This window comes from Sciscionella marina DSM 45152, assembly GCF_000379465.1.
Classification (GTDB): domain Bacteria; phylum Actinomycetota; class Actinomycetes; order Mycobacteriales; family Pseudonocardiaceae; genus Sciscionella; species Sciscionella marina.
The window spans coordinates 115159-129264 of sequence record NZ_KB905465.1 but is presented as its reverse complement, the minus strand read 5'-3'; the positions used below and the strand labels follow the sequence as shown (position 1 = coordinate 129264).

The 14106-nt window shown below is 68.5% G+C and carries 15 protein-coding genes; 11 read left to right on the top strand and 4 right to left on the bottom strand.

Annotated elements, in window-relative coordinates:
- Positions 1-68: 68 nt before the first annotated feature.
- From A37U_RS0141100 to A37U_RS0141085, 4 genes are all read left to right on the top strand, one after another.
- The gene (locus tag A37U_RS0141100) at positions 69-1955 is read left to right on the top strand and encodes a propionyl-CoA synthetase (protein WP_020502487.1); all 1887 of its coding nucleotides are present in this window, start codon (positions 69-71) and stop codon (positions 1953-1955) included.
- A 14-nt stretch (positions 1956-1969) separates the two neighbouring features.
- Positions 1970-2860 carry a hypothetical protein gene (locus A37U_RS0141095; protein WP_020502486.1) on the top strand — a complete coding sequence of 297 codons (891 nt, stop codon included), beginning with the start codon at positions 1970-1972 and terminating at the stop codon, positions 2858-2860.
- A 51-nt stretch (positions 2861-2911) separates the two neighbouring features.
- Positions 2912-3400: a nuclear transport factor 2 family protein gene (locus tag A37U_RS0141090; RefSeq protein WP_020502485.1), complete on the top strand. Its 489-nt coding sequence runs from the start codon at positions 2912-2914 to the stop codon at positions 3398-3400.
- A gap of 113 nt (positions 3401-3513) precedes the next feature.
- Complete coding sequence (locus A37U_RS0141085) at positions 3514-4368, top strand: hypothetical protein (RefSeq protein WP_020502484.1); 855 nt, start codon at positions 3514-3516, stop codon at positions 4366-4368.
- A gap of 9 nt (positions 4369-4377) precedes the next feature.
- Here the strand turns inward: A37U_RS0141085 and A37U_RS0141080 are convergent, their stop codons facing one another.
- A complete protein-coding gene (locus A37U_RS0141080) occupies positions 4378-5211 on the bottom strand; it encodes an MBL fold metallo-hydrolase (protein WP_020502483.1) in 834 nt (277 codons plus the stop codon).
- 76 nt (positions 5212-5287) lie between these two features.
- On the bottom strand, positions 5288-5980 hold the full coding sequence (locus tag A37U_RS47865) for a 4'-phosphopantetheinyl transferase family protein (protein ID WP_020502482.1): 693 nt from the start codon (positions 5978-5980) through the stop codon (positions 5288-5290).
- Between the two features lie 54 nt (positions 5981-6034).
- On the opposite strand from A37U_RS47865, the gene A37U_RS0141070 reads away from it, so the two are divergent.
- Genes A37U_RS0141070 through A37U_RS0141060 form a run of 3 tightly spaced genes read left to right on the top strand, consistent with a single transcriptional unit; the run spans position 6035 to position 7509 of the window.
- Positions 6035-6664 carry a histidine phosphatase family protein gene (locus tag A37U_RS0141070; protein ID WP_020502481.1) on the top strand — a complete coding sequence of 210 codons (630 nt, stop codon included), beginning with the start codon at positions 6035-6037 and terminating at the stop codon, positions 6662-6664.
- Positions 6661-7236: a phosphatase PAP2 family protein gene (locus A37U_RS0141065; RefSeq protein WP_020502480.1), complete on the top strand. Its 576-nt coding sequence runs from the start codon at positions 6661-6663 to the stop codon at positions 7234-7236. Before A37U_RS0141070 ends, A37U_RS0141065 begins: the two co-directional genes overlap by 4 nt.
- Before the next feature lie 9 nt (positions 7237-7245).
- Positions 7246-7509: a hypothetical protein gene (locus A37U_RS0141060; protein WP_020502479.1), complete on the top strand. Its 264-nt coding sequence runs from the start codon at positions 7246-7248 to the stop codon at positions 7507-7509.
- A gap of 24 nt (positions 7510-7533) precedes the next feature.
- On the opposite strand, the gene A37U_RS0141055 is transcribed toward A37U_RS0141060, so the two are convergent.
- A complete protein-coding gene (locus A37U_RS0141055) occupies positions 7534-8139 on the bottom strand; it encodes a TetR/AcrR family transcriptional regulator (RefSeq protein WP_020502478.1) in 606 nt (201 codons plus the stop codon).
- Between the two features lie 99 nt (positions 8140-8238).
- Here A37U_RS0141055 and A37U_RS0141050 point away from each other — a divergent pair, with 99 nt between their 5' ends.
- From A37U_RS0141050 to A37U_RS0141035, 4 genes are all read left to right on the top strand, one after another.
- The gene (locus A37U_RS0141050; protein ID WP_020502477.1) at positions 8239-9759 is read left to right on the top strand and encodes an aldehyde dehydrogenase family protein; all 1521 of its coding nucleotides are present in this window, start codon (positions 8239-8241) and stop codon (positions 9757-9759) included.
- A 114-nt stretch (positions 9760-9873) separates the two neighbouring features.
- Positions 9874-10260: a LapA family protein gene (locus A37U_RS54280; RefSeq protein WP_020502476.1), complete on the top strand. Its 387-nt coding sequence runs from the start codon at positions 9874-9876 to the stop codon at positions 10258-10260.
- Positions 10261-10290: 30 nt separating this feature from the next.
- Positions 10291-11136, top strand: a complete 846-nt coding sequence (locus tag A37U_RS0141040; RefSeq protein ID WP_020502475.1) for an alanyl-tRNA editing protein — start codon at positions 10291-10293, stop codon at positions 11134-11136.
- A 33-nt stretch (positions 11137-11169) separates the two neighbouring features.
- Positions 11170-13053, top strand: a complete 1884-nt coding sequence (locus A37U_RS0141035; protein WP_020502474.1) for an ABC transporter ATP-binding protein — start codon at positions 11170-11172, stop codon at positions 13051-13053.
- A 92-nt stretch (positions 13054-13145) separates the two neighbouring features.
- On the opposite strand, the gene A37U_RS0141030 is transcribed toward A37U_RS0141035, so the two are convergent.
- A complete protein-coding gene (locus A37U_RS0141030) occupies positions 13146-14084 on the bottom strand; it encodes a methionyl-tRNA formyltransferase (protein ID WP_026198165.1) in 939 nt (312 codons plus the stop codon).
- Positions 14085-14106 lie beyond the last annotated feature (22 nt).

Below are 14106 nucleotides of genomic sequence, written 5' to 3'. Positions count from 1 at the left end.
CTTGCACTTTGGCTAGCCACTCCCGGTAACGGTGGTGTTTCGAGGCTTCTCCGGTGCACGATATGGCAATGAATGCGCACGGAGGCGACTACAGTACGCAATATCGCGCCAGTATCGAGGACCCGAACACGTTCTGGCTCGATGCGGCGGGAGCCATCGAATGGCAGCGCCCGCCGAGCCGCGCGCTCGACGATACCGAGCCGCCGTTCTACCACTGGTTCCCGGATGGCGAGCTGAACACCTGCCACAACGCGCTCGACCGGCACGTGGCCGCCGGGCGGGCCGAGCAGGTCGCGGTGTACTGGGATTCCCCGGTCACCGGTAGCAAGGCCAGCTACACCTACCGTGAGCTGCTCGATCAGGTCGCCCGGTTCGCCGGTGTGCTCCGCGGGCTCGGGGTGGGCAAGGGCGACCGGGTCGTGGTGTACCTGCCGATGGTGCCCGAGGCGCTGATCGCGATGCTCGCCTGCGCCCGGATCGGGGCGGTGCACTCGGTGGTCTTCGGCGGGTTCGCGCCCAAGGAACTGGCCGCGCGGATCGCGGACGCCGAACCGAAGGTGCTGGTGTGCGCCTCCTGCGGGGTCGAACCGAACCGGGTCGTGGAGTACAAGCCGATCGTCGACGAAGCCGTCGAGGCGACGGACAGCGTCGAGCATGTCGTTGTGCTGCAACGCGAACAGGCGCGCGTGGAGCTGGGGGACCGGGATGTGGACTGGACCGCCGCGGTGCGCGCCGCCGAGCCCGTGGACTGCGTTCCGGTGCGGGCGACCGATCCGCTCTACATCCTCTACACCTCGGGAACGACCGGGAAACCGAAGGGCGTGGTGCGGGACAACGGCGGGCACGCCGTCGCGCTCGCCTGGTCGATGACCAACATCTACGACATCGGTCCCGGGGACGTGTGGTGGACCGCCTCGGATGTCGGCTGGGTCGTCGGGCACTCGTACATCGTCTACGCGCCGCTGCTCGTCGGCGCGAGCACGGTGATCTACGAGGGCAAGCCGGTGGGTACCCCGGACGCGGGCGCGTTCTGGCGGGTGCTTTCCGAATACCGGGCCAAGGCGCTGTTCACCGCACCGACCGCGTTGCGCGCCATCAAGAAGGTGGATCCGGACGCGGAACTGCTGGCGGACTACGATCTCTCCGCGTTCGGCACCCTGTTCCTGGCCGGCGAACGGCTCGATCCGGAAACCTATGGCTGGGCGCACGAGAAACTGGGTGTCCCGGTGATCGATCACTGGTGGCAGACCGAGACCGGCTGGGCGATCGCGGCGAATCCGCGCGGGCTGGAACCGATGCCGGTCAAACCCGGTTCGCCGACCGTTCCCGTTCCCGGGTACGACGTGCGGGTGCTCGACCCGGACGGCACCGAGGTCCCGCCGGGCACCGAGGGCGCGATCTGCGTGAAACTCCCGCTGCCGCCCGGTTGCCTGCCCACCCTGTGGGGCGATGACGAGCGGTTCATCGAGTCCTACCTGTCCCGCTACGAGGGGTATTACCTGACCGGGGACGGCGGTTATCTGGACGAGGACGGCTACCTGTTCGTGATGGGCCGCACCGACGATGTGATCAACGTGGCGGGGCACCGGTTGTCCACCGGGTCCATGGAGGCGGTACTCGCGGCGCATCCCGCGGTCGCCGAATGCGCGGTGATCGGGGTGGCGGATGGGCTGAAAGGCCAGCTGCCCAAGGGATTCGTAGTGCTCAAGGCCAATGTGGACATCGCAGAGCAGGTGCTGCGCGAAGAGCTGGTCGACGCAGTGCGCCGGGATATCGGTGCGGTGGCGGCATTCCGGGAGGTGGCCGTGGTCGACGCGTTGCCGAAAACCCGCTCGGGCAAGGTATTGCGCAAATCCATGCGGGCGATCGCCGACGGCCGCGATGAGCCGGTGCCCTCCACCATCGAGGACCCGAACGTACTCGAATCGCTGCGTTCCGTTCTGCGCGGTGATTAGCTAGCCTGTGCCGCATGAAGATCGTCGCCGGTCTCGCGCTCGCCGCCGCAGGTGCCCTCACGTCCGTTCCGGCCGGCGCGGACAGCGCCTGGCACCGGGTCGGCGATTCGATCACCGAGGGCGTCAGTGGTGCGGTGATCACCGGGTCGTCCGGCACTGGAGCGGCCAAGAGCGTGGTAGACGCGCTTGTCGTGCGGGACAACAAGGAACCCGGGCAGAACCGGCTCGCCGCGGTGCACCTCGTCGACGGCGAGGGGGCGAAGCCGACCCCGCTGCGCTGGTCCGGTGCGGAACCGGTGGACCTGGAATCGATCGACGCGGTTCCCGGAAAACCGGGCGAGTACATCGCACTGGCCAGCGCGGGCACCGGGTACGCGTTCACCATCGCCGGGGGCACCGCGACCGTGCGCAAGACCTTCGAGCTGCCTTCGGCGAAGGGCAAGGCGAACTACGAGGGCTTCGCGCTCGCCGAACAGGACGGCGGCACCGTCGCGGTGTGGGCCGACCGGGGCAAGGCCGAGAAGCGGCCCGGGCGGCTGTTCGCGGCACCCTTCGACACCGCGAAGTTCACATTCGGGAAAGTGGACGAGGCCGACGTCCGGGTTCCCTATCCGGAAGAGCACGTCCGGCACATCTCCGACGTGAAGATCCGGCCCGGGGGCGGGCTGCTGATCTCCTCCGCCTCGGACGACGGTGACGACGGCCCCTTCGACTCGGCCGTCTACCGGGTCGGAACCGTCTCGGCGAAAGCCCGGCTGAACACCGGGAAACCCGAGTCCCGCGGCCGGTTCACCGGGCACAAGATCGAGGGCATCGCCTGCCTCCCCGGTTCCGCGCAGGGGCTGCTGGGCGCCGACGACGAGAACCTCGGCGGTTACGTCCGGCTCGCCGGGGTGTGCACCTGAGAGTATGAGGCCACGAGGTCGGTAACGCCGGTGTTGAGCAAAGGGGACCCCATGTCACTCGAATCGGACGTCCGCTACCTCTTGGATCGTCTCGAGATCCAGGACGTGATCGCGCGCTACGGTCTCGGGCAGGACCTGCATCAGCCCCACGACGAGAATCTCGACGTACTGGAGCACTGGGCGGACGTGTTCTCCGAGGATGCCGTACTCGACTACTCCGAGGCCGGGATGCCCGCGGCGATGAGCCGTGCGGACCTCGCCGACCTGATGCGCGGCCCTGATCGCGATGGCGGCATGGCCGACATCTACACCGTCTGGCAGCACGTCGAAGGACACGCCACCGTGACGATCGACGGCGACCGGGCAACCGCCGTGTCCCCGCATCTGCATACCCACGAGACCAAAACCGGGGAACCGGCGAACGTCATCGCCGCGGGCCTGTTCCACGACACTCTGGAGCGGCGACCCGAAGGCTGGCGGATCGTGCACCGACGGCTCACAAACCTCTACGTGCACACCGTCGCCCGGGCCACGACGTAGCCGGACAAGTCATGCCGCAATAGTCCCTAAGTTCTGACACCACCGACCAATGGATGGGTGAACATCGCAGAACGGATGTTGCCGGGGAATCGGACAATCGTGATGCTGGACACATGCGAAACCTCATAGCCGCAGCGGCCGGTGCCGCGCTGCTCGCCACGATCCTGCCCGCCGCGACCGCGAACGCCGATGACCCGCCGCGGTACAAGCAGTACTACTCCACGTTCAGCCGTGGTGCCGCGAAAATCCCCTATCTCGACACCACGCCCTCTGTGCCGCAGGGGCTGGCCTATCTGCCCGAGCAGGACGCGATGGTCGTCTCCTACTACCATGAGGGGGGCGGCAACGCGCGCATCGCGATCCTGGACCGCAAGACCAGCAAACAGCAGAAAACCCTCGTACTGGACGACAAGGGCCACGCCGGAACCCTCGCGGAGAGCAAGCACTACCTGTGGGTGTCCAGCACCAAAGGCAGCGACAAACAGGTGATCCGGTACTCCAAGGACGCGATCGCCAAGGCGAAGAACGGTTCGACGATCAAGAACTCCGGGATCTCGCATCTGAAGGCGAGCTCCTTCATGGAGATCTCGGGCGACAAACTCTACGCCGGCACCTTCGACGAAAAGAACGAGGGAACCGTGTACCGCTACACCCTCGACGCCAAGGAACAGCCGAAATACGACGGTTCCTCGTTCAAGGTGCCTGCGAAGGTACAGGGCATGGCGATCACCCCGAAGAACTTCGTGTGGAGCCGTTCGTTCGGGCGCAACAACGACAGCGAACTCACCGTCGACGCGCGCCAGGGACCGGTCGGCAAACGCATCGTGGCCCCGAACATGTCCGAGGATCTGGCGATCGCGAAGGGCGAGCTGTACGTGGTCTACGAATCGGGGGCGAAGAAATACCACGATGCCGACTACAAGGTCCGCACCGTGCACCACGGACCGGTCGCCAAACTGGGCGGCTGAGCCGGGCTGCTAGGTCAGGTGGTCGAATTCTCCGCTCGCCCAGCGGATGTGGCTCTCCGCGGATCGGTGCACCACCCGTTTCGCGTCGGAGTCCACTGTGTACCCGTTGAGCACGAAGAGCCGGTCGTAGTCATAGGCGTCCAGCCGGTCGACGATGCGGCGCACCACGGCGGGGGAGAGCGGCACGAGCTTGGGGTAGTTGCGGGTGAACGAAACCCAGGCGGGATGTGTGGGCACCGCGCTGATGGTGTCCCCGGCCAGCAAGGTCCCGTCCGCGGTGAGCGCGACCGCGCTGCCACGCATGTGCCCGCCGAGGTGGATGAGCCTGATTCCGGGCAGCGGCTCGGTTTCATCGTCCCAGTATTCGAGCACCGGATCCGGGCGCGGGACCCATTCCTCGTCGAGTGCGTTGACGTACACCGGAATCCGGCCGAACGCGTGGCTCCAGCTGACCTGGGCGGCGAACATGTGCGGATGGCTGGTGGCGATCGCGTCGACTCCGCCGAGCCCGCGCACCAGTTCCAGGACTTCCTCGTCCAGATAGTTCGGCGGATCCCAGAGCAGGTTCCCGTTCCCGGTCTGGACGAGGAAGGACCACTGGCCGATCCCGAACCGCGGCTCCCGGTGCAGGCTGTGGATCCCGCGCCCGTGCTCGTGGTGCACGGTTTCGTGCGGCTGCGCGACGAGTTCCTCGTGCGTGGACCAGTGTTCGGGATGCGGCCCGAGATCGCCACGTTCCTCGATGGTCACCTCGCCGCGGTCGAGCACGCAGCCCGGCGGTTCGGGGGTGTCGGGGTGTTCCAGTCCGCATACATCGCATATCCACAAGGGCATGCGGTCCATGCTCGGACCTCCAGCGCGGTGGAGGTCAAGCGCCGAACTCATGCGGCGCCGTGCTGGTCATGCGGCACTGTGCTGGTCATGCAGCGAAATGCTGGAACACGACCTCGAGCTCTTCGGTGGTCAGCGCGGCGAGGGCGGCTCGGTAGTCTGTACCGTCCTCGTAGTCCTCCAGCGCCAGATCGGTCAGCCAGACTTTTTCTGGGCCGTTCCAGGAGACCACGCCCGGGTCCGCGTCGGCGGGGGTGACCGAGACCGAGCGCAGTTCCCCGGAAAGCCCGAGCCCGGTGGATTTCACCAGCGCTTCCTTGCGCGCCCAGTAGGTGAAAAACGCCGCACGCCGCGCCGCATCGCCGGTCGCGGTGAATTCCGCGCGTTCGGTCTCGGAGAGCACGCTCCCGGCGAGTGAATCGACATCGGTGCGCTGGTTGACGAATTCCACGTCCACGCCGACCGGGATTTCCCCGGTGACCGCGACGAGCACGAAGGAACCGGAATGCGCGATGGAGAACTCCACCCCGTCCACGACCGGTTTCCCGTGTTCGGCACTGTCGCAGTTCGCGCAGTAGAGCCGGAACCAGACATCGGCGGGTTTCCTGCCGAGGTGATCGGCGATGGCGAGTTTCGCGACCGCGCGCCCGGTGACGAACCGCGCGGTATCGATCGCCTGCCGGAACCGGTCGGCCCGGGCCTGTTCCCCCTCGTCGAGCAAGAACCGCCAACGATCGGGGTCGGTGACCGGACGGGCGATGTGGACGACGCAGCGCGCCATGCTCGGACCTCCTCTACGGTGTTCGGTGTACACGGTACGCAAGCCAGGAGCGATATGGGTGTGATCTACCTGGTCCGGCACGGCCAGGCGGCCTGGGGTGCCGAGGACTACGACGTGCTCTCCGAACTCGGGCGGGAGCAGGCCCGGCTGGTCGGGGCGGAACTGCGCCGCAGGGGTGTGGCACCGCAGCTGACGCTCTCCGGGACGCTGCGCAGGCAACTGGACACCGCGGCGGAGGCGCTTCCGGAGCTCGAAGCGCGTGCCGATCAGCGGTGGAACGAGTACGACGCGGCCGAGATCATCCGCCGCTACGCGGGCGAGGACGCGGTCTGGCCGGCGCCGAGCCAGGAACTGCTCGAGCAGTCGCTCGGGCACTGGGGCAGCGAGACCGGGCCGGGCACCTGGTACGAGTTCCGCCAGCGCATCGATGACGCGATGCACGAGCTGCGCGGGGAGCTCGGCAAGGGCGCCGCCGCGGTGGTGTTCACCTCCGGCGGGGTGATCTCCGCGGTCGTGGCCAGCATCCTCGGGCTCGATGTGCGCGGGTTCATCGCGCTGAACCGGGTGACCGCGAACGCCTCGATCAGCAAGGTCGTCATCGGCCGCAGCGGGGCGAACCTGCTGTGCTTCAACGATCACGCGCATTTCGACGGCGCGGGCCGCGAACTGCTCACCTACCGATGAGGCTCGCGAAAGCGCTGAGCGAGGGCGGTTCCCCCGGGATCGTGGTGGTGTTCCTGCCGCTGGCGATCGCCTGGCACGCAACCGGGTACCGACCGTGGCCGACGCTGGGCTGGGGACTGCTCGTCGCCCTGTGCTGCAGCGCGCTGCCGATGGCCTTCATCGTGCAGGGGGCGCGACGCGGCCGATGGGAGACCCACCACGTGCGCAACCGCGAGGAACGCTTCGTGCCGATGCTTGCCTGCCTGTTGTGCGCGCTCGGCTGTCTCGCGGGCCTGATGTTCGGCGGCGCGCCTCAGGAGTTGATCGCGCTGCTCGCCGCCATGCTCACCGTGCTCGTCGTGGCGATGGTGATCACCCGGTGGTGGAAGATCTCGCTGCACGGTGCGGTGGCCTCCGGTGCCGCGGCCGCGGTCGCCGCGGTTTACGGGCTGCCCTACCTCGCGCTGTACGCGGCCGTGGCGGTGGTGTGCTGGTCGCGGGTACGGCTCGCCGACCACACGCTCGCCCAGGTGATCGCCGGTGCGCTGCTCGGACCGGTCGCCGGTGGAGCGGTATTCCTGTTGCTTCGCTAGCGTGGAGGCATGGCTGGTGCTCTTCCGTTCGACGACTACCGCGCCGACGGTGCGTTCCCCGGTCTGCGCACCGTCTGTCACGGATGCCGGCGCGTCGCCCAGACCCACGTCGACGGCCCGGACGAGACCCTGCGGGTGCGCACCCTGATCATCCCGGGGGACGGCATGATCATCCGTGAGGTCGCGCCCGGTCAGCTCGCCTCGACCCCGTGCCCGGTGTGCGGGGACGGGGAGGATTCGGGCTGGCTGCCCGGTTTCGTGCCCCCGCTGTGAGTGCCCCCGCTGTGCGTGCCGCGGTCAAGGCGCGAGCACGTCCCGCAGGATGGCGAGCAGGCAGCAGCTGAGCAGCTCGCGCACCCGTTCGCGGTCCATCGAGCCGCGCACCAGCCATTCGGCTGCCGTGGCGCGCACCATGCCCGCGAAGGCCCGGATCGTGGCCCGCGAGCCCTCGTCCACGAGCCGCTCGCCGAGTTCGATTGCGGCGAGCAGCCGATCGGTGCAGGTCTCCTCCGCCTCGTGGACGATCTGCCGGATGTCCTGATCGGCGGCCGGGCCGACCCCGGACAAGGCGATCCAGGCTTGCCGGTTGCGCCAGACGAACTCCACGAACCACGTCACTCCGGCGGTGACCTGTTCCTCGAGCGAACCCTGCGGCAGATCCAGCTCGGGAATCGGCGGCAGGGTGAGCGATTCGCGCAGCACCTCCAGATAGAGGGCGCGCTTGGTGCCGAAGTAGTGGTTGATCAGCCCCCGCGCCACCCCGGCGGCCGCGGCGATGTCCCCGGTGGATACCGCGGAGTAGTCGCCCGCGAGGAACAGCGTTCGCGCGCACTCGAAGATCTGTTCGCGGCGCGCATCCGGTTCGAGCCTTCTGCCCCGGCGTGCGGGGACGTCGACACTCATGCTCAGCGAGCTTCGGGGCGTATTGGCATCTTGTCAATTATAGGGTTCGCGGGGCACGCTGTACGAATAAGGTTGCGCGGCCGATGTGAGGAGTACGTGATGACTGAGACCGTCGCGGGGACGAAGGGGACCGCGCGGGCCGACCGTGCCGAGTTGCGTGCGGTGAACCCCGCGACCGGGGCACTCATCGCGACCTATCCGGTGCACACCGCCGAGGATGTGGACGCCGCCGTGGTCACCGCCCGGGAGGCCGCGCGCCGGTGGAGCACCCTCGGGTTCGCCGACCGGGAGAAGGCGATGCTGCGCTGGGCCGCCTACCTGGTCAACCACAGCGATGAGTTCGCCGAGGTCATCCACAAGGACAACGGCAAACCACACGAGGACGCGTACGCCGAACTGCTGCTCGCGCTCGAGCACATCCGCTGGGCGGCGAAGCACGCGGGCCGGGTGCTGCGGCCGCGCAAGGTGGGCACCGGACTGCTCATGGGGAACTTCTCGGCGACCGTGGAACAGCGCCCGTTCGGGGTGGTCGGCGCGATCGGGCCGTGGAACTACCCTGTCTACACGCCGATGGGCTCGCTGGCCTATTCGCTGGCCGCGGGGAACACGGTCGTGTTCAAACCGAGCGAGTACACCACGACGGTCGGCGAGTACCTGGTCGACGCGTTCACCGAGGCGAACCCGCACCTGCCTGCCGGGGTGCTCGGACTGGTCACCGGCTTCGGCGAGACGGGTGCCGCGCTGTGCCGCTCCGGGGTGGACAAGCTCGCCTTCACCGGTTCCCCGGGCACCGGGCGCAAGATCATGGCCGCCTGCGCGGAGAACCTGACCCCGGTGGTGCTCGAATGCGGCGGCAAGGACCCGCTCATCGTCGCCGAGGACGCGGATGTGGAAGCCGCGGCGGACGCGGCCGCGTTCGGGGCCTTCTCCAACTCCGGACAGACCTGTATCGGGACCGAGCGGGTGTACGTGGCGCGCCCGGTGCGGGACCGGTTCCTCGAGGCGCTGCGGGCCCAGGCGCGGGCACTGCGCCCCGGCGGGGAGGCCGACGCCAGCTACGGCCCGATGACCATGCCGACCGGTCCGGACACCGTGCGCAGGCACATCGACGCGGCGCTGGCCGCCGGTGGGCGCGCGGTCATCGGCGGCCCGGACTCGGTGCGCGAGCCCTTCGTGGATCCGGTGGTGATCCTGGACGCGGACGAGAACAGCGCCGCGGTGCGCGAGGAGACCTTCGGCCCGACGCTGACCGTGCGCACCGTGGGCTCGATGGACGAGGCGGTGGAACTGGCCAACGCCACCGACTACGGCCTCGGGGCCTCGGTGTTCTCCCGCTACCACGGCGCCGAGATTGCGAACCGGCTCAACGCGGGCGCGACCGCGGTGAACTCGGTGATGGCCTTCGCGGCGACCTCGGCGCTGCCGTTCGGCGGGCATGGGGAGAGCGGTTTCGGCAGGATCCACGGCGAGGAGGGGCTGCGCGAGTTCTCCCGGCCGAAATCGATCGCGGAGAAGCGGTTCTCCATCCCCGGCGGTGAGCTGTTCACCTTCAACCGCAACCGGCTGGTCTTCGCGCTGGTGCGCAAGGTGGTCAAAGTGCGCCACGGAAGGGCCCGGTAGCCGCTGACGTCCGAATCGTTACCGAATCGCGGGTGATCTTTCCACTCCGGCGCGTGTCTAGAAGGTAGAACGACAACACCTGGCGACACACTTCGCACGGAGAGGAGCGAATCGGTGAACAACAAGGAACAGCAGTCCTCGGAGCAGGCCGAGATTCCAGAGGCCGTCGAGGCTCCCGGGACGACCGAGGTCGAACAGGCGGCGGACACACCAGCCCCTGGCACGAGCACCCCGGCCAAGCCGAAGGTCAAGAACACTCGCATGGGCGTGGTGTGGACGACCCTCGTGCTCGCCGCGATCGTGCTGGTCCTGCTGCTGATCTTCATCGTGCAGAACCTGCAGCCGGTGAAGATCTACTTCTTCGGCGCGCAGGGCAGTCTGCCCGCGGGTGTCGCGCTGCTGCTCGCCGCCGTCGGTGGCGTGCTGCTCGTGGCGATCCCCGGGTATGGTCGGATCCTGCAACTGCGCAAGGCCGCGAAGAAGGCCGGCGGTAAAAAGTGACTGCACCGAAGAAGTAACGGGATCCCCAGCTTGCTACCCACCACGAAGATCGTTTTCCCGGATGGCGGGCTGCGCGGCAGCGCCCGCGTGCTCGCCGTGCACGAGCTCGAGGCGGGACGCTCTGCCGTGCTCACCGACAGCACACCGTTTCATCCGGTGGATCACACCTGGCCGGATCAGCCGGGGGACACCGGAACCCTCGGCGGGCTCGCCGTCCTGGACACGGTGACCGCGGCCGGTGACGGGCAGCGGCTGTTCCTCGCCGAGGACATCCCGGTGCGCCGGGGAGACCCGGAGTGGTCCTGGCACGTCGCGCACGTGGTGGAAGGTCGGCCGCCCGAGGTCGGTGCTGAGGTGGAACTCCTCGTGGACGCCGGGTACCGCGCCGCGCTCTCGGCCGGGCACACCGGCTGTCACCTGCTCGCCTTCGCGCTCAACGCCGCGCTCGCCGACCGCTGGCGCAAGGAGGTGCGGGCCGATTCGCTCGGCAGCCCGGACTTCGACTCGCTGGCCATGGTGCGCTCCCGCATCCTCGAGAACGGCAGCATCGACGAGTACCGCATCGGGAAATCCCTGCGCAAGAAGGGCTTCACGGCGGGCGAGCTCGCCGCGGACACGTCCGGGATCGAGCAGGCGGTCAACGGGAAGCTGGCCGAATGGTGCGCGTCCGGGGCCAAGGTCGGGGTGCGCAGCGAAGGCCCGCTGCTGACCGACCTGCGCACCTGGGAGTGCGAACTCCCGAGCGGCACGGCGAGCGTGCCCTGCGGTGGTACGCACCTCGACGCCCTCTCCGAGCTGCGGAGCCTGCGCACGGAACTGTCGGTGAGCGAGGACGAGACCGGGCTCACGGTACGCACATCCGCCGAGCAGGGTTGACCTCTACATTACTTGAGGTTTCATACTCGACGCATGTCCGAAGTCTCGAGCTGGCAGACGATGCAGTCCTTCTCCAGGGACAAATCGGTGACCAGGCAACGCTTGTCCAAGGGAACGCTGCGCAGGGTGCTCGGCTACGCCGCGAGCTACAAGCGGACGGTCCTGCTCTTCCTGCTGTTGGTCGCGCTGGGCTCGGCGCTCGGGGTGGTCACCCCGCTGCTGCTCAAGGCGATCATCGACGAGGGGATCGTGCCACGCCGGTATGACGTGATCCTCTGGCTCGCCGGAGCCGCCGCGGCGATCGCGATCGTCAACGCCGGTTTACAGTTCGCCGAACGCTGGTTCTCCGCGCGGCTGGGCGAGGGACTGATCTACGACCTGCGCGCCGAGGTGTTCGACCACGTGCAGCGGATGCCGGTGGCCTTCTTCGTGCGCACCCAGACCGGGGCGCTGGTGTCCCGGCTGAACTCCGATGTGATCGGCGCGCAGCGGGCCCTGACCGGGACGCTGTCGGCCATCGTGTCCAACGCGCTGAGCCTGGTGATCGTGCTGACCACGATGCTGGTGCTGTCCTGGCAGGTCACCCTGGTCGCGCTGGTGCTGCTGCCGCTGTTCGTGCTCCCGGCCAAGTGGTTCGGCCGCAAGCTCTCCGCCGTGGCACGCGAACAGATGCGCCGGGACGCGGAGATGAGCTCGATGATGACCGAGCGGTTCAACGTCTCCGGTGCCATGCTCGCCAAGCTCTACGGCCGCCCGGCCGAGGAGACCCGCGCGTTCACCGCGAAGGCGGGCGCGGTGCGCGATCTGGGCATCGGCTCGGCGATGTACTCCACCGGGTTCTTCGCGCTGCTGACCATGATCGTCGCGCTGGCCACCGCGATCACTTACGGGCTCGGCGGTTCGCTGGTGATCGCGGGAACCTTCCAGCTCGGCACCCTGGTCGCGATCACCACCCTGCTCGCCCGCCTCTACGGCCCGCTGACCGCGCTGTCCAACGTGCACGTCGACGTGATGACCGCGCTGGTCAGCTTCGACCGGGTGTTCGAGGTGCTCGACCTCGAGCCGATGATCGGCGAGCCGGAGCGGCCGGTGGAGCTCGGCGCGGGCGAGGCGAGCGTGGAGTTCGAGGACGTCACCTTCTCCTACCCGAGCGCCGACGAGGTCTCGCTCGCCTCGCTCGAAGCGGTCGCCACAGGCGAACGCACTCGCAAGCAGCGCGTGCTGCACGGGCTCAGCTTCACCGCGCGGCCCGGTGAGATGGTCGCTCTCGTCGGGTCCTCGGGCGCGGGCAAGACCACCACCATCCAGCTCGCCGCGCGCCTCTACGACGCCGACTCGGGGACCGTGCGCATCGGCGGCCACGATGTGCGCGAACTGCGGCTCTCCTCGCTGTACGACCGGCTCGGCGTGGTCACCCAGGAGGCGCACCTGTTCCACGACACCATCGGGGCCAACCTGCGCTACGCCCGGCCATCGGCCACCGACGAGCAACTGCGCGAGGCGATGCGCGCCGCCCACCTGAGCGGACTGCTCGAGGCACTGCCCGAAGGGCTGGACACCCTCGTCGGCGACCGTGGCTACCGCCTCTCCGGCGGGGAGAAACAGCGCATCGCGATCGCCCGGCTGCTGCTCAAGAAACCGGAGATCGTGGTGCTCGACGAGGCCACCGCGCACCTGGACTCCGAGTCCGAGGTGGCCGTGCAGCGCGCGCTGGCGACCGCCCTCGCCGGGCGTACCTCGCTGGTCATCGCGCACCGCCTGGCCACGGTGCGCCAGGCCGACCAGATCCTGGTGCTCGACCAGGGCCGGATCGTGGAACGTGGCACCCACGAGGACCTGCTGGCCCTCGGCGGGCACTACGCCGACCTCTACCGCACCCAGTTCGCGGAGCAGGAGAAGGGTGAGAAGGCGGCTTGAGTTGAGGGGCGGCTCAGGTGGCGGTGCCGGTTGCTTGGGTGGTTAGCGGCTTCGCCGCGGAGACGGCCGCTTGAGGCGGCCCCTCGGCAAAGCTAGTCGCCGAGGTAGTCGCCCATCCGCTTGAAGTAGTCAGGCGCGGCGTGTTCGGTGCCGTCCTCGGTGCGCACTCGCAGCAGCTTCAGCCCAGGGGAGTGTCCGGAGCGCGCCTGTGGTCCGGCCACGATCACGATGCCCTCGCCCTCGCGGACGAACACCCGGCCGGGGGTGCCGCCGTAGTTCGCGGTGGAGACCTCGGCCTCGGTGACGCGCAGCGTGGCGCCGTTGTGCGTGGTGAACGCGTTCGGGTAGGGATCGGCCTGGGCGCGCACCAGCCGGTCGAGGTCCTCGGCGGGCCAGGTCCAGTCGATGCGCGAGTCCCGCACCGCGCGCTTGTGGAAGAAGCTGGCCTTACTGCGGTCCTGCGGGGTGAGCACGGCGGTGCCGGACTCGATCTGGGTGAGCGCGTCCACCACGATCGGCCCGATCAGCTCCACGGTCTTGAGCACCAGATCCGAGGCGGTGTCCCGGGGGCCGACCGCGACCGAGCGCTGCAGCACGACATCGCCCGCGTCCAGTTCCTCGTTCATCATGTGTGCGGTCACTCCGACCTCGGGTTCGCCGTTGATCAGCGCCCAGACCAGCGGGGCGAAACCCGCGTAGGCCGGGAGCAGCGAGTCGTGCACGTTCAGCGTGCCACGCGGGGGCAGGTCGAAGATCTCCCGCGGGATCCAGGTCCGCCAGTTGTTCGCCACGATGATGTCCGGGGCCGCGTCCTGCAGCGCCTGTACGGTTTCCTCCGTCGGCCGCTGCGCGATGTGCACCGGGACCTGGTGTTCCTCGGCGAGTTCGGCGACCGAGTCGGACCAGATCTTCTCGTACGCGTGTTCGCTGCGCGGATGGGTCACCACGAGCACCACCTCGTGTTCCGAGCCCAGCAGAGCGGACAACGTCCGGTGCCCCCAGGTCTGGTAACCGAACATAGCGACGCGCATTCTGTCTCCTTCGTTAGCTCAC